The sequence below is a fragment of the Nocardia carnea genome (assembly GCF_029868855.1).
GTDB lineage: Bacteria > Actinomycetota > Actinomycetes > Mycobacteriales > Mycobacteriaceae > Nocardia > Nocardia carnea_A.
Genome location: NZ_JARWOV010000202.1, coordinates 27,657 through 48,400 on the forward strand (window position 1 = coordinate 27,657; position 20,744 = coordinate 48,400).

Sequence of the window (20,744 nt, forward strand, 5' to 3'; positions counted from 1 at the left end):
ACTGGAGTCTACGCGGGACAGCGGCCGGGTCGGCGGTCGGCCGTGCGTGGGCGCGGAAACCCCGGCGGCGATGCGCTCCGGACCGGCGTAGCGTGACAGCTATGGAGCCGACCTCTCAGGTGGTGACGGCCCACCCAACCCAGGCGCTGGCCGCTTTCATCGACGGATACATCGGCTACCGGATGACCGGGTTCGAAGCGGGCCTGCATCGTGGACTGCCGTCACGGCATATGACATTCATCGTCGCCATCGGGCCCGTCATCGACGTGATCAGCCAGACCGATGCCCGCCAGTCCCCGGACAACTACCGCTGCGTGCTCGGCGGCCTGCAGGACACCCCGGCGATGATCGCGCACGACGGTACTCAGGAGGGTGTCGCCGTGAAACTCACCCCGATAGGTTGCCGGGCGCTGTTCGGACTGCCGGCGGCGGAGCTGTGGAGTACGTCGATCGAATTCGCCGATCTCATCGGCGCGCCGGGACGGCAACTGTGGGACGAGCTCCAGGAGCATTCCGGCTGGCCACAGCGGTTCGCGGCCTGCGATCGCGTGCTGACCCGGCTGCTGATCCCGGAACGGACCGTGGGCCCGGAGCTGTCCTGGGCATGGCGGGCGGTGGCGCGGTCGCACGGGACGGTGGGCGTCGAACCGCTCGCCGAACGTATCGGGTGGAGCCGGCAGTACCTCACCAAACGGTTCACCGGCGAGTTCGGATTGAGCCCGAAGGTGGCGGGGCGGATAGCGCGGTTCGAGCGGGCCAAGCAGATGCTGCTGAACACCCCTTCGTTCGTTTCGATCGCGCAGGTGGCCGCCGCCTGCGGGTACTACGACCAACCGCATCTCAACCGAGAGTTCGCACGGCTGGCCGGGTGCAGCCCGACCCAGTGGCTCGCCGAGGAGATTCCATCCGTCCAAGACCCGGAGCTCGCCGGCGGGCCAGGCTGAAACCATGACCGCAACCGAGAAAAACACCACGACAACCACACCTGCCCCGACCGTCTGGCCGTGCCTGGGATTCCGGGACGCCCGCGGCACCGCGGACTTCCTGGTCCGGGCCTTCGGGTTCGAACTGACCGCGATATATGCCCGGGACGACGATCCGTCGGTGATCGAACACGCCGAACTGCGCTGGCCCGAAGGCGGCGGAATCATGTTCGGCACCGCCGGCAGAGGTGGCGGCCTGCCGGACCGGCGCACACCGGGTACCGAATCCGTGTATGTCGTCTGCACCGACCCGGACGCCCTCTACGAGCGGGCCACGGCCGCGGGCGCGGAGACGGTCGCCGGACTGAAGGACGAGGACTACGGATCGCGCGGGTTCACTGTCGCCGACCCGGAAGGCAATTACTGGAGTTTCGGGACCTACCGCGGCCAGTGACACCACGACCTGCTCCGTTTCGGACACCTCGAAGGGGACACGATGCCGATGGACAACGACGAGATGCGCGCCCTTTACCACAGGTGGTTGCCCGGACTGTGGAATTCGGCTCCCGATGCGATGCCGGCGATCGCCGCGGAGATCTTCGCACCGGACGCGGTGGGGCACTGGGGTGGCAGCCAGGACCCGGTAGGCCCGAAGGCGATCGCCGCGAAGGTCCAGGAAACCTTCACCATGTTCGACAACGTCTCGGTCACGCTGCTCACCCAACCCATCGTGGACGGCAACTGGATCGCGGCGCGGTGGGAATTCGCCGGGAGATATATCGGAGGCGTGCCCGGTGTCGGGGCCGCGGCCGGCACCCGGGTGCGCTACCCCGGTATGGACCTGTTCCGCGTCGCGGACAACCGGCTCGCCGAATACTGGCCGCACGGTGCCGATCTGCTCCTGATGCGGCAACTGGACGCACTGGGCTGATCGACGCGCTCCCGCGCGCTTGACCTTCAGGTTGCTCGAAGCCCGATGATGGGCGGGTGCCCGAATCCGACCTGATCACCATCGGCGCGTTCGCCCGCTCCTGCGGTATCACCGCCAGCGCGCTGCGGTTCTACGACGACTCCGGCCTGCTCGCGCCGGCCGGGGTCGACGAGATCACCGGCTACCGCTACTACGCCCCCGAGCAGGTGGCTCGGGCGGTGACCATCCGGCGGCTACGGGATATCGGTATGCCACTGGACGGTATCGCCCGGGTGCTCGCGGCCGACGCGCACGCCGGCGCCGGGCTGATCGACGACCATATGGCGCGGCTGGTCGAGCGCACCCAGCAGGCGCGGCGGACCGCGGAGATCGTGAAGGCCGCCCTGGGCGAATCCGCCGGATGGCCGGTGGCGACGGTGCGCGGGCCGGTGCTCGCGGCGGCGGTCGAGCAGATCCTCGCCGCTACCGGCGCCGACCCGGACCTGCCGGTATTGGCCGGCGTCCGGCTGGAGGCAACAGCCGACTCGCTGACTCTCACCGCCACCGACCGGTACCGGTTGTCCACCCGCACCGTAGTCCCCGAACAGGCCGGATCGGCCGAATGGGCGGCGACCGTGGACGGCGCCGATCTGAGCGCGGCATTGCAGGAGATCCGCCGGGCCCACCTGGTGGATCTAGAAGCCGGCGAGCACAGCATCCGGTTCCGCTCGGACGACGGAGTCGTGCGCACCTGCCGGACGCTGACCGACCCGTTCCCCGATCACCGCGCACTGCTGGCATCGCTACCCTCGGCACAAACGCACGTGGTGGTCCCGAAACACGAACTGATGCGCGCACTGGAACAACAGCGGGCACGCTACCTCCGGTTCGCTGTCGCGCCGGGCTCAGTCACTGTCTCCGGTACGGCAGACGAACCCGTATCCGAAATGTCCGCGCTGGTCACCGGGCCACCGGGCGATCTCGTCTTCGGTTTCACCATCCTGCACCCGGCCGTCGCCACCGCCATCGGCCCCGATGTGCGGATGGATATCGGCGGCCCGCGGGACCCGATGGTCGTCCGGTCCGCGGACAACGGCGATCTCACCACGCTGGCCATGCCGGCCGACCCCACAGTTGTCGACACAGAGAACGGAACCCTGAATTGACCACCGACCAGCTGTCCCCCGACACCACCATGAACGCGATCAACGAGGCCGTCGTGCTCGGCCGAACCGGTGATCTCGAAACCGCGCGTACCCGGCTGCTCGAGCTCTGGGCCGAGATCGGCACCGCCGGCGACCCGCTGCACCGCTGCTCCCTCGCCCACTACCTGGCCGACCTCTACGACGATCCCGCCCAGGCATTGGCCTGGGATATCCGGGCACTCGACGCCGCCGACACCCTCGGCGACGATCGAGCCCAGCAGTACCACGCGAGCCTGCACGTGGCCGGCTTCTATCCCTCACTGCACCTCAACCTGGCCGACAACTACCGGCGGCTGGGGTCGTGGGACGCGGCGGGCGAACAGATCACCGCCGCCCGCAGACATCTGAATGCCCTCCCGGACGACGCCTACGGCGCGATGATCCGTACTGCCCTCGACGAGGTCGCGGAATCGATCGCCCAGCGATCAACAGAGCCCCGCCCAAGTGCGCCGGCGCCGAAGGCTTGAACGAATCAGCGGCGGGCCGCACGAAAGTCACTGTCCCGGCAGGCGGTAACGCCGATCTCTCCACGCGCACGGCAGCGAGGCCGCGGACCGTCACTCCGGTCTCACCCGCACGGGCAGAAGATCACCTGATGCGCCGGACACCGCCTGGATAGGGTCGGTGGGTGATCTCCTTCCGGGCCGTCGGGCGGGCAATGTATGTCACCGTCGCGGCCGTTCTCACGTTGCTGATCCTCGTTCCGCAGGTCCGGCTGTACCGGGACGGACAGCCACGCACGGATGTCATTGCCCAACTGCGGTTCCTGCGCACGGAATTGGGGGCGGGGCTCGGGGAGGAGATGCAGGGCATGTTCCCGGAGGGGTTCTTCTTCGCACATGCCCTGTACGGGTTGGCGTGGACCGATATCGCCCGTGACGACGCAACATATCGGGACGAAGCGATAGGTCAAGCACGCTGGGCGCTGGAACGACTGGAATCACGTTCGGGGAGAGATCCTTTCGATTCGAGCCTGCGTCCGGCGCACGGAGTGTTCTACGTCGGCTGGTCCAGTCGATTGCGCGGGGCCGTGATCGAACTGGCCGGCCCCGGCGCAGCGGAGAGGGCGCAGTTCACCGCCGACTGCGCGGCGCTCGCGGCAGCTTTCGAGGCGGACGGGCCGTTTCTCGAGGCATATCCGGGGCAGGCCTGGCCGGTCGACAGCGTGGTCGCCGTCGCGGCGCTGCGATTGCACGATCGGGTGGTCGCGCCCCGTTTCGGACAGGCGATATCCCAATGGCTGGTATCCGCTCGCAACCGGCTCGATCCGGCGACCGGGTTGCTTCCGCACGCGGCGGCACCCGTGACCGAGGGCGCGCGCGGCTCCTCCCAGGCCCTGATCCAGCGGTTCCTGCCGGAAATCGACAGCACCTGGGCCGGCGAGCAGTACGCCACGTTCCGTAGCGCGTTCGTCGGCACCCCACTCGGCCTGCCGGGGGTACGCGAGTATCCGCACGGGCGCGACGGTGCGGGCGATGTGGATTCCGGGCCGCTGATTCTCGGCGTCAGTGCCTCGGCCACGGTGGTCGCTCTCGGCGCGGCCCGCATGCACGGTGATCAGTCCCTCGCCGGAGCGCTCACCGGCCTCGGCGAAAGCCTGGGCGTACCGGTTACGCTCGGCGAGTCCAAGCGCTACGCCTTCGGCGTGCTCCCGATCGGCGATGCCTTCCTTGCCTGGTCCTTCGCCGCCCCTGCCGCCACCGGACCATCTTTTCTGCCGGTGACCGCCTGGTGGTGGCGCTTACCCTGGCACGCGCTCACGCTGGCGGTCATTGCCGTGCTGTGGTTACCGGTGGCCCGGATTCGCGTCCGGCGTTCACTTCGCGGCGGCCATGGTCAGGGCGCGACGAGCTTTGCGAAGTCGGGCGCGTAGACGGTCATCCAGTGCGGACGCAACCGGTAGAAGACGACGTCGCTGTCCCAGTCGAAGGCATCGTCGCCGTAGTGGTCCTTGAAGTACGCGAGCAGCTCGGGCCACTCGGCGTCCGGCTCACCGCTCGCCGGATTCAGGATCTCCGCCGTGCCGTGCGTGAACACGCCCAGTTCCTCACCGTCCATATGCGCGACGCTGGCACCCGGACGCGCCGCGAGATGGCGGGCCTTCGCGGCGTTACGCGCCGTACCGAAGTACCAGCGGCCGTGCAGGAAGTGCCCGTCGACGCCACTGATCCGTGGTTCTCCCTTGGCGGTGACGGTGGACAGCGCCAGCGTGCGCATACCGGTGAGAACCGCGGTGAGCTGTGCCGCGGTCAAGGTGCGATCCGTGGCGATGATCGAACGCAGGTGGCTCGTGGAGCCGGCGAGGGAGGTATCGAGCAGGGCCTGCAGTTCGGCCAGTTCTTCCGGAGTTTCGCGCATTGCCCCACCGTAAACGCGCCCGGGCCCGCCGCGGTTGACCGAAATTGCTCGATTCGACGGCGACCGGCCGGCGCCGCGCGGGACGGAGCACTGTCCGCTCGGCGCGCCACAGCGACCGTTCGGCGCAATCGTCCGACCGTCCGGTACCCATCGGTTAACTTCATGTGACAGGCATGTCCGCTCGCTGTACAGGAGTTGCCCGATGGGGACAATCGAATACCTCAAGACCGACCCCGACCGACCACCGGTCGGTGTGGTCGACCGCTCCCCGATCACACCCGCCAAGAAGGCGATCTTCGCGGCCATCGGGGTGCTCGGGGCAGTGGCCTGGACGATCCTCGCGATTGCGCGCGGTGAGTCGGTCAATGCCGTCTGGATCGTGATCGCCGCGGTCTGCACCTACATCATCGCCTACCGGTTCTATGCCCGGCTGATCGAATACAAGGTGGTCAAACCCCGCGACGACGTCGCGACGCCCGCCGAGATCCTGGACAACGGCAAGGACTTCATGCCGATGGACCGCCGGGTGCTGTTCGGGCACCATTTCGCGGCCATCGCGGGTGCGGGTCCGCTGGTCGGACCGGTGCTGGCGGCACAGATGGGGTACCTGCCGGGGACCATCTGGATCATCGTCGGTGTGGTGTTCGCCGGTGCCGTCCAGGACTACCTGGTGCTGTGGGTATCGATGAAGCGGCGCGGCCGCAGCCTCGGGCAGATGGCGCGCGACGAGCTCGGCGCGATCGGTGGCGTGGCCGCGATCATCGGCGTGCTGGTGATCATGATGATCCTGCTGGCGGTACTCGCACTCGTCGTGGTGAACGCGCTCGCGGAAAGCCCGTGGGGTGTCTTCTCCATCGCGATGACCATCCCCATCGCCCTGTTCATGGGTGTTTATCTGCGCTATCTGCGGCCGGGTGCGGTCGGTGAGATCTCGGCCATCGGGTTCGTACTGCTGATCCTGGCGATCATCGCGGGCGGCTGGGTCAACGAGAACGAGACCTGGGCGGGCTGGTTCACCTTCTCGCCGGTCACCATCTCGTGGATGCTGATCGCCTACGGTTTCGTGGCCTCGGTGCTACCGGTCTGGCTGCTGCTGGCGCCGCGCGACTACCTGTCGACATTCATGAAGATCGGCACCATCGGGCTGCTGGCCGTCGGCATCCTGGTCACGATGCCCGTACTGAAGGCGCCGGCGATCTCGGAGTTCGCCACCTCGGGCACCGGTCCCGCGTTCGCGGGCAGCCTGTTCCCGTTCCTGTTCATCACCATCGCCTGCGGTGCCCTGTCCGGTTTCCACGCACTGGTGTCGTCGGGGACGACGCCGAAGCTGCTGGAGAAGGAATCGCACGCCAAGGTCATCGGCTACGGCGGCATGCTGATGGAGTCGTTCGTGGCGGTGATGGCCATCATCACGGCCTCGATCATCGACCAGCATCTGTACTTCGCGATGAACGCCCCGGCCGGTGCGACCGGCGGTACCGCGGAAACCGCCGCCGCCTACACGAACAGCCTGGGTCTGTCGGGTCCGCCCACCAGCGGTGCCGCACTCGATCAGGCCGCGGTGGATGTCGGCGAGGAATCGGTGATCTCCCGTACCGGCGGCGCGCCGACCCTGGCGATCGGTATCTCGGAGGTGTTCGCGGGATTCCTCGGCGGCGCCGGGATGAAATCCTTCTGGTACCACTTCGCGATCATGTTCGAGGCGCTGTTCATCCTGACCACGATCGACGCGGGCACCCGCGTGGCGCGGTTCATGCTCTCGGATTCGCTCGGTAATCTGCGCGGTCCGGCCCGCAAGTTCTCCGATCCGTCCTGGCGGGTGGGCGCCTGGCTGTGCTCGGCGATCGTGGTGGCGGCCTGGGGTTCGATCCTGCTCATGGGCGTCACCGACCCACTGGGCGGCATCAACGCCCTGTTCCCGCTGTTCGGTATCGCCAACCAGCTGCTGGCGGCGATCGCACTGGTGGTGGTGCTGACCATCCTGGTGAAGAAGGGGCTGACGAAATGGGCCTGGATCCCAGGTATCGCACTGGCCTGGGATCTGATCGTCACCATGACGGCCTCCTGGCAGAAGATATTCTCCGCCGACCCGAAGGTGGGCTACTGGAAGCAGAACAGCATCTGCCGCGCCGCCCGCGATGCCGGTGACCTCTGCCTGACCGCCAAAACCCCCGATGACGTGGACGCGGTGATTCGCAATACGTTCATCCAGGGCACGCTGTCGATCGTCTTCGCGGGGCTCGTGCTGATCGTGGTGCTGGCCGGAGCGTGGGTGTGCTACCGGGCCTGGAAGGCCGGCGGTACGTCCACCACGGAATCGCCGGAGGAGCCGTCGAAGATCTTCGCACCCAGCGGCTTCCTGGCGACCTCCGCGGAGAAGAAAGTGCAGCAGGAGTGGGACGAGCTGATCGCCAAGGGCGAGGTCGCGGTACCGGGGTCGGCCCACGCGGAGGTACGTAGTTGATCCGCCCCGCCGTCCCGGATCGCCCGGACACCCCGGCACGCCACACATCGTGGCGTGCGGGGGCAGCCGCGGTGGTCCGGGCGGCGCGGTCGGTCGTCTGGTATGTCGACTCCGTCCTCGGCGGCCAGGATTACCAGCGATATGTAGCCCATATGCGCCGGGCGCATCCGGGCGAGCCGATCGCCGACGAACGCGTCTACTGGCGTGAACGGTATGCCGACGCGGAACGGAACCCGGGCGCCCGCTGCTGCTGACCGATCGGTTGCGGCACCTCGGAGACTCGCCGGTTGCGATGTCCGTTTTCCGCTAGCCACAGCCCGCCCGACCTGACATCGTGAACCGGGTGAGCATCACGGTCCTGGATTTCGAGCGCTGCTACCGCGCCGTCACCGCGCGCGACTCCCGGTTCGACGGGCAGTTCTACACTGCCGTCCGCACCACCGGGATCTACTGCCGCCCATCCTGCCCGGCCATCACCCCCAAACCCGCCAACGTGACGTTCCTGCCCACGGCGGCCGCCGCCCAGCAGGCCGGTTACCGGGCCTGCCGGCGTTGCCTGCCCGATGCCGCGCCGGGGTCACCGCTGTGGAACACCCGGGCGGATCTCGCGGCCCGGGCCATGCGGCTCATCGGCGACGGGGTGGTGGAACGGGGCGGCGTGTCGGCGCTGGCGGCGAAACTGGGCTATTCACAACGCCAGCTCACCCGGGTCCTGACCACCGAGCTCGGCGCCGGGCCGCTCGCACTGGCGCGGGCCCATCGGGCGCATACGGCACGGCTGCTCATCCAGACCACGGATATGCCGATGTCCGATATCGCCTTCGCCGCAGGCTTCGCGAGTATCCGCCAGTTCAACGACACCGTGCGGGAAGTATTCGCGGTCAGCCCCAGCACGATGCGCACCGAGGCCCAGCGGCGGGGTCGCTCCGGAACACAGCGGCAGCGCCGCTCGGAATCACCGGGGCAGGCTCGTGCGGACGGGCAATGGGCGAACGACCCGGCGGCCACCACCGGCTGCGGCACCCTCACCCTGCGCCTGCCCTATCGCGAGCCCCTCGATCGCGAGTGGCTGGAATGGTTTCTGTCGGCCCATACGACCCCCGGGCTGGAGCTGTGGCAGTCCGGACCGGCCGGCGAAGGCACCTACCTGCGTAATCTCCGCACCCCGCACGGTTACGCGGGAATACGGCTCAGTGTGCTGCCCGGCCATGTCCGCGCGGAATTGGCGCTGCGCGATATGCGCGATCTCGCACCCACGGTGGCCCGGATCCGGCATCTACTGGATCTGGATGCCGATCCGGTCGCCATCGACGAAGCGCTCCTGCACTCCGGGCAGCTGCCGGGCACGTCGACCGGCGAAGACGCCCAGTTCACCCCGGGCATCCGGGTACCCGGATGCGCGGACGCACCGGAATTGTTGTTGCGCACCATGATCGGGCAGCAGATCTCGGTGGCGGCCGCGAACACCCATACCGCCCGCCTGGTCGCCGCGCTCGGCGAACCCACCGACGGGCCGATACCGCGACTCTTCCCCACCGCCGCGGCGATCGCCGAGAACGGCGCGGAAGTACTGGCCGGCCCCGCCCAGCGGATCCGGTCGATCACCGCCGTCGCGGCCGCGCTGGCAAGCGGCGAACTGGTTCTGCACCAGGGCCGGACGGCCGCGGACCTGCGCCGCGATCTGCTGGCACTCCCGGGCGTCGGCCCGTGGACCGCCGACTATGTGACCATGCGGTTGCTCGCCGACCCCGATATCGCGCTCACCACCGATCTCGTGGTCCGCCGCGGCGCCGCCCGGCACGGGATCGACCTGTCCGACACCACGCGCTGGTCGCCCTGGCGCTCCTACCTGTCCATGCAACTGTGGCGGTCCGAACTGCGTGCCCGCGCCGCGAACGGCGCCGCCGTGCCGAAAACCGCCGAATCCGAAGCGAAAGTGAGTACCTCGTGATGTCCGCTCCCACCCTCTCCCCCGCCCGCACCGGCACAGCCGATTTCGCAACGGTCGATACGCCGATCGGCCCGTTCACCACCATCGTCGCAGCGGACGGGGCGGTACTGGCGGCCGGCTGGACCGCGGCACCGGAAGACCTGCGTGTTCTCGTGCATTCCACCCTGCGACCGAACGACCTGCGCGCCCGCACCGAACTCGGCTCCGTGACCGCTGCCGTCACCGCCTATCACCGTGGCGACCTGACCGCGATCGATACCGTCCCGGTACGGCAACAGTCGGGCGAATTCCTCGCCCACGCCTGGGATGTGCTGCGCACGGTACCCGCCGGAGACCCGATCTCCTACACCGCTTTCGCGGCCCGCGCCGGCCGCCCGGCCGCCACCCGCGCCGCCGCCGGCGCCTGCGCCCGCAATGCCGCCGCGCTCTTCGTGCCGTGTCACCGGGTCCTGCGCACCGACGGAACCCTGGGCGGTTTCCGGTGGGGGCTGCCCGCCAAACGCTGGCTGCTCGACCACGAGTCGCGCCGCTGACACCGATTCAGACCACGGTGGCCTGTACCCGGGAACCGTGCGGTCCGCGGATCACGTGGAGGCGGCTGGGGATGCGCTGGCGCATCTCGTCGACATGGCTCACCAGGCCGACCACCCGGCCGCCGGCGCGCAACTCGTCGAGCACGCCCATCACGGCATCCAGCGTGTCGGCGTCCAGGCTGCCGAAACCTTCATCGATGAACAGGGTATCCAGGATGATCCCGCCGGCCTCGGCGGCGACGGTATCGGCCAGGCCCAGCGCCAGCGACAGCGAAGCCATGAAGGTCTCACCGCCGGAGAGTGTGCGGGCGGGGCGGACGACACCGGTGTAGTCGTCGTGGATATCCAGTCCCAGCCCGCCACGCCGGCCGTGCGTACCCGCACGGTCGGTGTGCACGAATTCGAACCGTCCGCCCGACATTCGGCGCAGTCGCGCCGACCCGGCCACCGCGACCTCTTCCAGCCGGGCCGCGAGCACATAGGACCGCAGCGACATCCGCCGGTTGTTCTCGCCACGGCCGGCCACCACCTCGGCCAGCTCCGCCAATTCCCGGTGCGCCCGCTGGGCCGGGGTGATCAGATCCACGGCCGCCCACAACTGCCCGCACAGGGTTTCCAGCCGGGTCACCCGCTGCACGGCGGCCCCGTGTACGGCCACCGCTTCGTCCAGCGCCTGCCGCGCCTTGTGCACCGCCTCCGCGAGTCCATCGGGGTCGCGGGGTTCGGCGGCGGCGGCCGCCTGGATCTCCGGTTCGTCCACCACGGCTTGTGCGGCCGCCCGCAACTCCTCGGCGGCGGCCAGTGCTGCACGGATGGTTTCCTGCCGTTCCCGGGTCCGGGTCGCCACCGCGATCAGAGGCGCGTACCAGCGCAGGACGGCCAGTAGTGCCGCAGGCACAGTGGGCGCTCCCGACGCCACAGCGGTCTCCGGATCACCCGCCACCCCGCCTGCGCCGGACCCCTCGGCGTCACCCGCCACTCCCACGACACCAGAGCCCTCCGACTCACCAGCCACCCCCCAGACACCGGAGCCCGCGGCGGTACCAGCCACTCCGGCGATACCGGAACCCTCTGCCCTACCGGACATCCCGGGTTCCTCGGGCTCGCCGGCACCTCCGGCGACATCGGACGGCTTCGGTCCGCCGGCGTCCCGTGCAACGCCCCGCACTGCCGGTCCTTCGACCGCCCCCGTGGCGTCGGTGGCCCCGGCGCCGGCCGACGCCGCCACGGCACCGGCCGCATTCCGTCCGTAGTCGTCCCCCGCCGCACCCGGCGCGACCGTTGACGGCTCCGCCGATGCAGCGAATCCAGGCCCGCCGGGTACATCGGTGACCGCCGGGAGCCCGACATCACCCGGCGCGTAGGCGGCGGGCACCTCTGCGGCACAGACATCCGGGGCAGTGTCCTGACGGTCCACGCTCTGGTCGGCGTACGAACCGAAACCTGCTGCGGTCGCCAGCTTTTCGACTCGGGCAACACAGCCTGCCACCTTGTCCCACGCGGCCCGCGCGGCCGCCAGGGTTTCGCGCCGTTCCCCGGCGGCGGCGATCAGCGCGTACAGGCGTTCACGGCGCCGGCCGATCGTCATGTCGCGACCCGCCGCGGTGCGCAGTTTGCGCTCGATTTCGGTGAGGCGGTGCTGTCCGGCCCGGATCTGCGCGGCCACCGCGCCGGCCTGTGTCTCGGTTTCGCGCAGGGCATCGTGCAGCCGATTCTCGTCCGCGCGCAGGCGAGTGAGCTCGGCGGCGCATTCGTCGGCGGTGGCGGCCAGTTCTTCCGCGTCACCGCAGCGGTCGGTGGCCCGGTCCAGGGCGGCGGCGAGTTCCACCCGGTCGGTATCGCCGCCGCGGGCGACGAGGGCTTCGATCTCGCGTTCCACCTCGGCCATCGCGCTCTGGGAACGTTCCAGCGTCAGGTGAGCAGCGTGTTCGGCCGCGACCGCCGCCGCTTCGTCCGATTCGGACACCGACGTGGTGCCGGGCCGCGCGGGCTGTGGGTGGTCGGCCGATCCGCACACGGCGCAGGCCTGTCCGTCGACGAGGTGCCCGGCCAGTTCCGCGGCCATCCCGGCCAGACGCTGCGCACGCAGATCCAGCACCCGCTCGCGGGCTTCCAGATGCGCCGCCCGCGCCGTGTCCGAATCGACACGCGCCCTGTCCAGCCTCGTCCGCGCCCCGGCCAGTTCGACCGCGGCCGTGGCCGCCTGCCGCAACCGCTCGTGGTCGGACCGCAGCCCGGGCAGCGCCGCCTTTGCGTCGTCGGCCTCCCGTGCCCGGGCCTGGGCGGCCGCGAGGATCTCCGGCAACTGCGCCCGGTGGGCGGTGAGTTCGGCGGCCCGGTCGCGCAGCCGCGTATCGGTTTCCCGAAGTTCGCCGAGTTCGCTCCGCAACTTCTCGGCATCCGCGGCGGCAGATCGGATTTCCTCGAGTTTGCCCAGGTGCGCGCTCCACCCGCGGATCGCGGTATCCAGCGTGAGATCCTCGTCCGGGTTCTCCGTAGCGGGCCGTGTGACAGCGCCGGTCGCGGTGTCCTCACCGGAATCGACGGTCGCGCCCGGTCCGGACACCGTGTCGGCTTCGGCTTCGGCTTCGGCTTCGGCTTCGGCTTCGGCTTCGGCTTCGGCTTCGGCTTCGGCTTCGGCTTCGGCTTCGGGGGGCACCGATACACCCACCGCTCGCTCCGGTTCCAGGGCGAAAAGAGCGAAGTCGTCGCCGTCTTCGTCGCGACTCGACTCGGTTCCGGTATGGAGTTCACCGGCCACGGTGTTGCCCTGAGCGGATTCACCGGGTCGGTTCCCGGCGGCCCGATCGCTGTGCGCCCCAGGCCGTACCAGGTGAATTCCCGGAACATCCAAGCTTTCGGGGGCAGCGGCCAGCCGAGCCAATCGCCGGGCCGCCTCCTCGGCCTCCGCTTCGCATCCCCGCGCGGCTTCCACCGCTGCCTCGGCTTCTGTCAGCCCGGCGGCCACGGGCTCGGCACGTCGGGCCCGTTCCAGTTCGGCCCGGTCCGCTTCGCGTTGCCGGGCACCGGCCGCGTAGTCGTCGAGCTGCTGCCGGGCGAGCGAGAGACGGCGGCGCCGTTCGGCCGCGCGTCGTTCACTTTCCGCCTGTTCGTCGGCGTCCGCCGATTCCGCCCGGCGCAACGCCAATTCGCGTTGTGCCATATCCAGGTCGCCGCGGGCGGTGGTCAACAGATCCTGTGACCATTCGACCGCGTCGAGGATGTCGATCCGTTCGGTGCGGTCGATACCGGCGGTCACCGCGACCCGGGTGATCAGATCTTCGACATTGCGCTGCTGCGCTCCGATCTGTTCACCGGAGTTCTTGCGCTGCGCGGCGAGCCACTGTTCGGCCGTGCCGAAGCGGCCGGTGTCGAACAACTTCTCCAGCAGCCGTTCCCGGTCCTCGTTCTCGGCACGCAGGAAACGAGCGAAATCTCCCTGCGGTAGCAGAACGACCTGGAAGAACTGGTCGGCACTCATTCCGAGCAGGCGGATGACCTCGTCGCCGATCTCGTTGATCCGCGACAGATTCGTGCCGCGGCCGTCCAGCCAGGTGAGAGTGGCCTTGGCGTTCTCCACCCGGGTTCCGCTGCCGCGCAGTTTGGGCCGTTCGAATTCCGGGCTGCGGATGATCCGCACCCGGCGGCCGCCCAGGGTCGCCTCGAGATCCACCTCCGGCCGGATATTCGCGGGCGCGTGGTCGGAATGCAGGCGTTTGTCCCCGCGGGCACCGGGGACCCGGCCGTAGAGCGCGTAGGCGATGGCGTCGAGGATCGTGGTCTTACCCGCGCCGGTGCGACCGTGCAGCAGAAACAACCCGTCCGCGCCGAGTTCGTCGAAATCGATCGTCGTGGTTTCGGCGAACGGGCCGAACGCCGTCATCTGCAGCCGGTGCAGCCTCATGCCGTGAGTTCCGTTCGGGCGGCCGCCGGTTCCGCGGCGGCGCCACCGCCGGACTCGGGCTCACGCACCGCAGCAGCCATCGCCCGGGTCAGCCACTGCATCTCGGTTTCGCTGGGCTCGCCCCGGACATCGCTGAGAAACGTACGCGCGATATCCGTATCGTCGCGGCCGCGCACCCGCTCCCGGTACTTCAGGGCCGTGTCCGCCTGTGGACGCTCCCATTCCACATGCACCGCGTGCGGAAATCGCTCCCGCAGTTTCCGCATGGCGTCCACCGGGCGGGCGTAATCGGTGAGGGTGACCGAGACGTAGTGCTGTTCGGCCGGCTCCCACGCGGAATCGCCGAGCAGATCCTCCAGGGTTCCGGTGAGTTTGCTCAGTCCGCGCACCTGTGGCAGTTCGTGTTCCCGCACCCGGGCGGGACCCGCGGCGTCGAGATCCACCAGCCACACCTTCTTCCGGTGCGAGCTCTCACCGAACGAGTACGGCAGCGGCGATCCCGAATAGCGCACCGATTCGGCCAGCGTCTGCGGGGAATGCAGGTGCCCCAGGGCGACATAGTCGGCGGCGAGATCGGTGAACAACTGCAACGGAACCGTCTCCACTCCGCCCACCGAGATGGAACGCTCCGAACCACCGGCCACCCCACCGACCACGAAGGCGTGCGCCAGCAGTACCGCCCGGACGCCCGGGCGCTCCGCCATATCGGCGCGGATACGGGTCAGCACCGCGGCCAGCACCTCGGCATGGGAGCGCGCCTGCGGAACCCCGAGTTCTGCCCGGCATATCTCCGGCTCCAGGTAGGGGATCCCGTAGAACGCGACCTCGCCGAAGGTGTCGGACAGCAGGATCGGCCGGTGCGAATCGGCCACGGTGGTGCGCAGATAGAGCCCGCCGGCGGCGGCGAAACTGGCTCCGGCCCCGAGCCTGGTGGGGGAATCGTGGTTGCCCGCGGTGGCCACGATCCGTGCCCCGGCAGCGCGAATCGCCTCGAAACCCCTGTTGCACACCGCGATAGCGTCGGCGCTGGGGATGGATCGGTCGTAGACGTCGCCCGGCAGCACAACGGTGTCCACCTCCTCCGCGGCGACGAGTTCGGCTATCGCCTCCAGGACCCGCTCCTGGTCGGCCAGCAGGTCGACGCCGTGGAAGGTGCGCCCGATATGCCAGTCCGACGTATGCAGGATTCGCATGACCGCGAACTTAGGGCAACCCACCGACAGCTTTCAATGCGAATCCGATTCCCGGTCGCGCCACACCGGCAACACGCCGACGTCCTTCTCCGCCCGTCGATCCGGACGCATCGCGCACCGGCGGCAGTGTCTCAGTCCGGCCCGTGTCTCGAATGAGCCATCGTGGCGGGCGCCACCTACGGGACTGGACAGTCATGAATACGCCCGCCGAGCACGGTTTCCGCACAATCGTGGCGCCGGACCCGCCGTGCCGTAACACGGCCGACCCTTCCGGGCGATAGTGTTCATTACGTGGCTGCTTCCCAACGAGTGAATTCCCGGGTGCCCGCGCCGCAACGTTCGTTACTGCCGACGGTGCCGGGCGTACCGGCGTATGCCGCGGTGCTCATCGCGGCGGCGTGTACTTTCGTGGGCTTCCTCATCGATGCCCTCGGCGATGTCACGGACCTCACCGGTACCTTCAGCGCCTTCTATATCGTCGGCTGTCTGGCGGCCGTGGCGGCCGTGCGGTTCCGCGGTCTGTTCACGACGATGGTGTTACCCCCGCTGCTGCTGTTCATCGCGGTTCCGATCGCCTATCGCCAGCTCACCGGAAGTAGTACCTCCTCGCTCAAGGACATCCTGCTGAACCTGGCCATCCCCCTGGTCCACCGCTTCCCTCCGATGATGCTGGCCACCGTGCTGGTATTGCTGGTGGCCGCGATCCGGATCGCGCAGTACCGGTCGGAGAAAACGGCCCGGGAAACCGCCGAGGCACGCCGCGGCACCAGCTGGGGACGGCGCGAACGGCGGACGGGCCGCGCGGAGCCGAGGAGCCGCGCGGAAGACCGGCCGCGCCGCGATACCGCGAAGCACCCCGGGCGAGGACAGTCGAAGCGTTCGGCGGCGGGCGAAGGCAAAACAGCCCGCGGAGGTAAACCCACCCGCGCCGAAACGCTGGCCGCACGTACGAAGACGAGCACGAAGACCAAGGCCAAATCCCGGCCGAAGCGCCCGCAGAACCCCGAGCCGGATTACACGCGCGAATCCGCCCCCGAACCCCCGCGCCGCGATGGACGCGGCCGGCCGGCCACCGAACAACCGGCACGCGCGGCAGCACCGCGCTCCCGGGAGGGCCAGCCGCGGGGCCGGGAAGTGCATCAGCCCCGCCCGCCGCACCCCGGTGCCCCGGTTCCGGAAGAACCGGCTCGAGCCCGCCCCCGGCGCGGTGGCGGCGAACCACCGCGCCAGCCGCAGGTCGCCCGGTTCCGCGATCGCGAGCCCATCCCGGAACGCCGGCGCCCGGAACGGATGTGAACGGGCCGGGACAGCAGTTCCGCAGGCAGGGCGTGTCGCAGATCGGCGCCGACATGCTTCGGCACTCCTGTTGATCGCACAACCTGTCAGGTGGCCGGCAGCGCCCTGGTGACAGTCGGCGGACAGCGCATGGACCCGCCGGCCCGCAACCGCCGCGCGGCAGCGCCCGAACGCGCCGTTCTCGGACACCGGCTCACCTGGTGGGGCGTCACACTTGCGCGTCCTGCGGTCGACTCCGGTCCCGCGCGTCACCCGACCAGACGGCAACCGCACGCGAGCCGGCATCGGCGCGTCCGCAGACCAGCGGGGAGAGCTACGTACCCTCACCCGGCCGCATACCAGCGTAATCGCAACCCTCCGGGCGTCACCGCCACGATCACCGAGTCGACCACCCGTGGCCGAACGGGCGCCGGGAGGGTGCCGGACCGACGGCACGGATGCTGCCGCACGACCGGCCGACCGGTCACCGCAACCGTTGCGAGCGCTGTGCGGGTGCCCGGACCGACGGCCGGGGCAGGCCGCCGGATCAGCGCCGTGCGGCGCGCAACTCTCGCGGCAGAGCGAAGACGAGGGTCTCGTTGGCGGTGGTCACCGGCTGCACCTCGCCGAAGCCGTGTTCGGCCAGCATGTCCAGCACCCCACGGACGAGGATCTCCGGGACCGAGGCTCCGGAGGTGATTCCGACCGTCTGCACGCCTTCCAGCCAGGCCGGATCCACTTCGCGTGCGTAGTCGACCAGATGCGCCGCGGCGGCGCCGGCGCCCAGCGCCACCTCCACCAGTCGCACCGAGTTCGACGAGTTCCGGGACCCGACGACGATCACCAGATCGCATTCCGGTGCCATCGCCTTGACCGCGACCTGCCGGTTCTGCGTGGCGTAGCAGATATCGTCGCTGGGCGGATCCTGCAGCGCCGGGAACTTCTCGCGCAGCCGGGAAACGGTCTCCATGGTCTCGTCCACGCTGAGCGTGGTCTGCGACAGCCAGATCACCTTGGATTCGTCGCGCACCCGCACCCCGGCGACCGCGTCGGGCCCGTCGACCAACTGCACATGGTCGGGTGCCTCTCCGGCGGTGCCTTCGACCTCCTCATGGCCTTCATGGCCGATGAGGAGGATGTCGTAGTCGTCGCGGGCGAATCGTTTGGCCTCCTGATGGACCTTGGTCACCAGGGGGCAGGTCGCGTCGATGGTGCGCAGGTTGCGTTCGGCGGCGGTGGCGTGGACGGCCGGGGAGACGCCGTGGGCGGAGAACACCACGAGCTCGCCCTCGGGCACCTCGTCGGTGGTGTCGACGAAGATCACGCCCCGTTCGCGCAGGGTTTCCACCACATGGCGGTTGTGCACGATCTCCTTGCGGACATAGATGGGGGCGCCGTGTTTCTCCAGCGCTTTCTCCACGGTTTCCACCGCGCGGTCCACGCCCGCGCAGTAGCCGCGGGGTTCGGCGAGCAGCACTCGTTTCCCCTCGGCGGTGACGGTGGCGGCGCCTGCCGAGCGAGTGATTCCGACATTCAACGGTATGGCCGAGGACATGCCGACAGGATACGTGCGTACCCGAGCCCCCGCTGCGCCCGTGCGCCGCGGCACACCCCCGTCGGCACCGGCACGCACTTCCCACGCCGCCGGGCGGCCGCCGCACCGCGCTGACCTGCGGTGCGAGGTGCGCGACGACGGCCGGTGCCGTATCCGGGCCGGCCGCGGACCGAACGGACCGGAGCCGAGGGCGTGCCGCGGCTTGCCGGGCGGGCACACCCTCTTTTGCGGACCATGCGATATCGGGCAGGCTAGTACCATGTTTCGACCACCGTTCCTGGCCCGTGTCGCCGCCGGAGCCGCCGTCTATGTCCTGGAGGAGACGCGACGGCTGCCTTCCGCGGCGGTCAAGTTCCCCATCACCGCGGTGAGCCAGCTGCTGCAGGCGGGGATGCACGCCCAGCAGTTCGTCACCAGTCTCGCGATCAAGGGTGATTCGGTTTTCGACCGGATCGTCAACCGTCCGGAACAGCAGCCGGAATGGGCCACGTTCGACGAGGATGATGAGCTGCCGGTGCGCAGGCCCGGCACCGCACCGGCGCGTAGCAGCGAATTCGACCGGTTCGATTCCGATCCTGCCGAAGTGGAACTGGCCCTGCAGGAAACCCTGGCCGGTCTGCGCGCGATGCAGAACGGGAGCCCGGTACCCGAGGCGGCCACCTTCGAGACCGAGGAGTGGGAGAAGCAGGTCGCGACCGATCCCACCCCGGAGCCCGAGCCTGCGCCGGTCTCCGAGGCAGCAGCGGAGGCAGCCGATACCACCGAACCCGAGGTGACGGACGATCCGGAACCGGCGAATGCCCCCGAGCCCGAACTTCCCGAGGTCGGCGCCCGCTACGACTACCCGAACATGACCCTCGCCCAGTTGCGCGGCCGTCTGCGCACCTTGACGGTCGCCGACCTGGTGGCCCTGCTGGACTACGAGCAGTGCACCCGGGACCGCGCGGCCTTCGTGACCATGCTGACCAACCGGATCGCCACCGTGCGAGCCCAGTGACGGGAGCCGATCCGGTGCCCGCGGCCGGCCGGGCCGCTTCCGGCCGGTCCGGGCAGCCGGCCGCCCCCGCCAATTCCGCCGAACAGCCATGGCCGGTGCGATCGGTGTCGATGAAGGTCGCCCAATGGATCGACCGGCTCGGCAGTATCTGGGTCGAGGGGCAGCTGACCCAGATCAATCTGCGGCCCGGCACCCGCACCGCATTTCTCGTCCTGCGCGACCCCGCCGCCGATATGTCGCTGTCGGTCACCTGCGATCCGGCGCTGTTGCGCGATGCCCCCGTCCCGCTGCAGGAGGGCAGCCGGGTGGTGGTGTACGGCAAACTCTCGTTCTTCACCGGTCGCGGCACCCTGTCGCTACGGGTCACCGAGATCCGCCCCGTGGGGGTCGGTGAACTGCTGGCCCGGATCGAACGGCTCAAGGCGCTGCTGGCCGCGGAAGGGTTGTTCGACGAGCGCATCAAACGACCTCTTCCGTTCCTGCCCGCGACCGTGGGTGTGATCACCGGCCGCGGTAGCGCCGCCGAACACGATGTGCTGACCGTGGCCCGGGGCCGCTGGCCCGCAGTGCGCTTCGAGGTGCGCAATACCGCCGTACAGGGCCCATCCGCGGTACCGCAGATCCTGGACGCGCTCGCCGAACTCGACCGCGACCCCGCCGTCGAGGTGATCGTGCTGGCCCGCGGCGGCGGCAGCGTCGAGGATCTACTGCCCTTCTCCGACGAGACCCTGTGCCGTGCGATCGTCGCCGCGACCACGCCGATCGTCAGCGCGATCGGTCACGAGCCCGATTCCCCGCTGTCGGATCTGGTCGCCGATCTTCGCGCCGCCACCCCGACCGATGCCGCCAAACGCGTCGTACCCGATGCCGCCGCCGAAACCGCGCTGGTCCACGAGTTGCGCTCCCGCTCCGCCGCCGCTCTGCGCGGCTGGGTTCAGCGGGAGGCCGCCGCCCTGGCGCAACTGCGTTCGCGCCCGGTCCTGGCCGACCCCTTGCGCGAACTCGGCCATCGCCACGACGAGGTCGAACGCCTGCGCGCCGCCGCACGCCGCACTGTCACGGATCTGCTCCGCACCGAATCCACCACCGCCGGCCATCTACGGCGCCAGCTGACCGCCGTGGGTCCGGCCGCGACCCTGGCCCGCGGCTACGCTGTCGTGCAACGAGTGGCAGGCCACGAACGCCATGTGGTGCGCAGTATCGAGGACGCGCCCGCAGGTAGTCAGCTGCGGATCCGGGTCGGTGACGGCGCGATCTCCGCCGCCGGCCTGGGCACGACGCCGCTCGGCGAGGGTCGGTCCCCGACCCCGGGCCCGGCCCCCCCCGCGCCCCCCCCGACCACCCCCTCGAGGCCGCTGACGAAATCGTCCGGGACCTGGCCGGCCCCTGCAATGCCGGAATTGGTGGTCATACGCGACTCTCCTTTCAACAGGACTCTATCGCTTTGCTACTCCGGAGTAACGTCTGGCCCATGTC

General features: G+C 69.5%; 16 protein-coding genes and 1 pseudogene. 13 read left to right on the forward strand and 4 right to left on the reverse strand.

Annotation, left to right across the window (positions count from 1 at the left end):
* The first annotated feature begins 101 nt into the window (after positions 1–101).
* The 6 genes from QH195_RS19440 to QH195_RS19465 all read left to right on the forward strand — a co-directional run bounded on the left by QH195_RS19440 (position 102) and on the right by QH195_RS19465 (position 4,911).
* Positions 102–944 carry a helix-turn-helix domain-containing protein gene (locus QH195_RS19440; RefSeq protein ID WP_280436468.1) on the forward strand — a complete coding sequence of 281 codons (843 nt, stop codon included), beginning with the start codon at positions 102–104 and terminating at the stop codon, positions 942–944.
* Positions 945–948: 4 nt separating this feature from the next.
* The gene (locus QH195_RS19445) at positions 949–1,377 is read left to right on the forward strand and encodes a VOC family protein (protein ID WP_280436469.1); all 429 of its coding nucleotides are present in this window, start codon (positions 949–951) and stop codon (positions 1,375–1,377) included.
* 42 nt (positions 1,378–1,419) lie between these two features.
* Positions 1,420–1,854, forward strand: a complete 435-nt coding sequence (locus QH195_RS19450) for an ester cyclase (protein WP_280436470.1) — start codon at positions 1,420–1,422, stop codon at positions 1,852–1,854.
* Between the two features lie 56 nt (positions 1,855–1,910).
* A complete protein-coding gene (locus QH195_RS19455; RefSeq protein ID WP_280436471.1) occupies positions 1,911–2,999 on the forward strand; it encodes a MerR family transcriptional regulator in 1,089 nt (362 codons plus the stop codon).
* A 29-nt stretch (positions 3,000–3,028) separates the two neighbouring features.
* A complete protein-coding gene (locus QH195_RS19460) occupies positions 3,029–3,505 on the forward strand; it encodes a hypothetical protein (RefSeq protein ID WP_280436481.1) in 477 nt (158 codons plus the stop codon).
* A gap of 161 nt (positions 3,506–3,666) precedes the next feature.
* Entirely contained in the window at positions 3,667–4,911 is a 1,245-nt protein-coding gene (locus QH195_RS19465) for a hypothetical protein (RefSeq protein WP_280436472.1), read from the forward strand.
* Here QH195_RS19465 and QH195_RS19470 read toward each other — a convergent pair.
* Positions 4,875–5,396 carry a pyridoxamine 5'-phosphate oxidase family protein gene (locus QH195_RS19470; RefSeq protein ID WP_280436473.1) on the reverse strand — a complete coding sequence of 174 codons (522 nt, stop codon included), beginning with the start codon at positions 5,394–5,396 and terminating at the stop codon, positions 4,875–4,877. The two genes, QH195_RS19465 and QH195_RS19470, sit on opposite strands and share 37 nt — an antisense overlap.
* 202 nt (positions 5,397–5,598) lie before the next feature.
* Between QH195_RS19470 and QH195_RS19475 the strand changes: the two genes are divergently transcribed.
* The 4 genes from QH195_RS19475 (at position 5,599) to QH195_RS19490 (ending at position 10,344) form a co-directional block, all read left to right on the forward strand.
* Positions 5,599–7,860: a carbon starvation CstA family protein gene (locus QH195_RS19475; protein WP_280436474.1), complete on the forward strand. Its 2,262-nt coding sequence runs from the start codon at positions 5,599–5,601 to the stop codon at positions 7,858–7,860.
* On the forward strand, positions 7,857–8,114 hold the full coding sequence (locus tag QH195_RS19480; protein ID WP_348536882.1) for a YbdD/YjiX family protein: 258 nt from the start codon (positions 7,857–7,859) through the stop codon (positions 8,112–8,114). Before QH195_RS19475 ends, QH195_RS19480 begins: the two co-directional genes overlap by 4 nt.
* 89 nt (positions 8,115–8,203) lie before the next feature.
* The gene (locus tag QH195_RS19485; protein WP_432278487.1) at positions 8,204–9,811 is read left to right on the forward strand and encodes an Ada metal-binding domain-containing protein; all 1,608 of its coding nucleotides are present in this window, start codon (positions 8,204–8,206) and stop codon (positions 9,809–9,811) included.
* A complete protein-coding gene (locus tag QH195_RS19490) occupies positions 9,811–10,344 on the forward strand; it encodes a methylated-DNA--[protein]-cysteine S-methyltransferase (RefSeq protein ID WP_280426485.1) in 534 nt (177 codons plus the stop codon). The genes QH195_RS19485 and QH195_RS19490 overlap by 1 nt, the downstream gene beginning before the upstream one ends.
* A gap of 7 nt (positions 10,345–10,351) precedes the next feature.
* On the opposite strand, the gene QH195_RS19495 is transcribed toward QH195_RS19490, so the two are convergent.
* Both QH195_RS19495 and QH195_RS19500 read right to left on the reverse strand, forming a co-directional pair.
* The gene (locus QH195_RS19495) at positions 10,352–14,248 is read right to left on the reverse strand and encodes an AAA family ATPase (protein ID WP_280436476.1); all 3,897 of its coding nucleotides are present in this window, start codon (positions 14,246–14,248) and stop codon (positions 10,352–10,354) included.
* Positions 14,245–15,441, reverse strand: coding sequence for an exonuclease SbcCD subunit D (locus QH195_RS19500; protein WP_280436477.1), 1,197 nt, complete (start codon positions 15,439–15,441; stop codon positions 14,245–14,247). Before QH195_RS19500 ends, QH195_RS19495 begins: the two co-directional genes overlap by 4 nt.
* Before the next feature lie 291 nt (positions 15,442–15,732).
* On the opposite strand from QH195_RS19500, the gene QH195_RS19505 reads away from it, so the two are divergent.
* A complete protein-coding gene (locus QH195_RS19505; RefSeq protein ID WP_280436478.1) occupies positions 15,733–16,737 on the forward strand; it encodes a DUF6542 domain-containing protein in 1,005 nt (334 codons plus the stop codon).
* 526 nt (positions 16,738–17,263) lie between these two features.
* Here the strand turns inward: QH195_RS19505 and QH195_RS19510 are convergent.
* Positions 17,264–18,271 carry a 4-hydroxy-3-methylbut-2-enyl diphosphate reductase gene (locus tag QH195_RS19510; RefSeq protein ID WP_280426489.1) on the reverse strand — a complete coding sequence of 336 codons (1,008 nt, stop codon included), beginning with the start codon at positions 18,269–18,271 and terminating at the stop codon, positions 17,264–17,266.
* Positions 18,272–18,530: 259 nt separating this feature from the next.
* Between QH195_RS19510 and QH195_RS19515 the strand changes: the two genes are divergently transcribed.
* Together QH195_RS19515 and xseA are read left to right on the forward strand one after the other, a co-directional pair.
* A complete protein-coding gene (locus QH195_RS19515) occupies positions 18,531–19,268 on the forward strand; it encodes a lipid droplet-associated protein (protein WP_280436479.1) in 738 nt (245 codons plus the stop codon).
* Positions 19,265–20,542: pseudogene (xseA, locus tag QH195_RS19520) on the forward strand (exodeoxyribonuclease VII large subunit); the annotation flags it as partial. The gene QH195_RS19515 and the pseudogene xseA, both read left to right, overlap by 4 nt.
* Between the last annotated feature and the right edge of the window lie 202 nt (positions 20,543–20,744).

Bases quoted from the DNA above. Each gene is read 5' to 3' on its own strand.
- QH195_RS19440 (WP_280436468.1), top strand. From the start codon at position 102: ATGGAGCCGACCTCTCAGGTGGTGACGGCCCACCCAACCCAGGCGCTG.
- QH195_RS19445 (WP_280436469.1), top strand. From the start codon at position 949: ATGACCGCAACCGAGAAAAACACCACGACAACCACACCTGCCCCGACC.
- QH195_RS19450 (WP_280436470.1), top strand. From the start codon at position 1,420: ATGCCGATGGACAACGACGAGATGCGCGCCCTTTACCACAGGTGGTTG.
- QH195_RS19460 (WP_280436481.1), top strand. From the start codon at position 3,029: ATGAACGCGATCAACGAGGCCGTCGTGCTCGGCCGAACCGGTGATCTC.
- QH195_RS19470 (WP_280436473.1), bottom strand. From the start codon at position 5,396: ATGCGCGAAACTCCGGAAGAACTGGCCGAACTGCAGGCCCTGCTCGAT.
- QH195_RS19475 (WP_280436474.1), top strand. From the start codon at position 5,599: ATGGGGACAATCGAATACCTCAAGACCGACCCCGACCGACCACCGGTC.
- QH195_RS19490 (WP_280426485.1), top strand. From the start codon at position 9,811: ATGTCCGCTCCCACCCTCTCCCCCGCCCGCACCGGCACAGCCGATTTC.
- QH195_RS19495 (WP_280436476.1), bottom strand. From the start codon at position 14,248: ATGAGGCTGCACCGGCTGCAGATGACGGCGTTCGGCCCGTTCGCCGAA.
- QH195_RS19500 (WP_280436477.1), bottom strand. From the start codon at position 15,441: ATGCGAATCCTGCATACGTCGGACTGGCATATCGGGCGCACCTTCCAC.
- QH195_RS19510 (WP_280426489.1), bottom strand. From the start codon at position 18,271: ATGTCCTCGGCCATACCGTTGAATGTCGGAATCACTCGCTCGGCAGGC.
- QH195_RS19515 (WP_280436479.1), top strand. From the start codon at position 18,531: ATGTTTCGACCACCGTTCCTGGCCCGTGTCGCCGCCGGAGCCGCCGTC.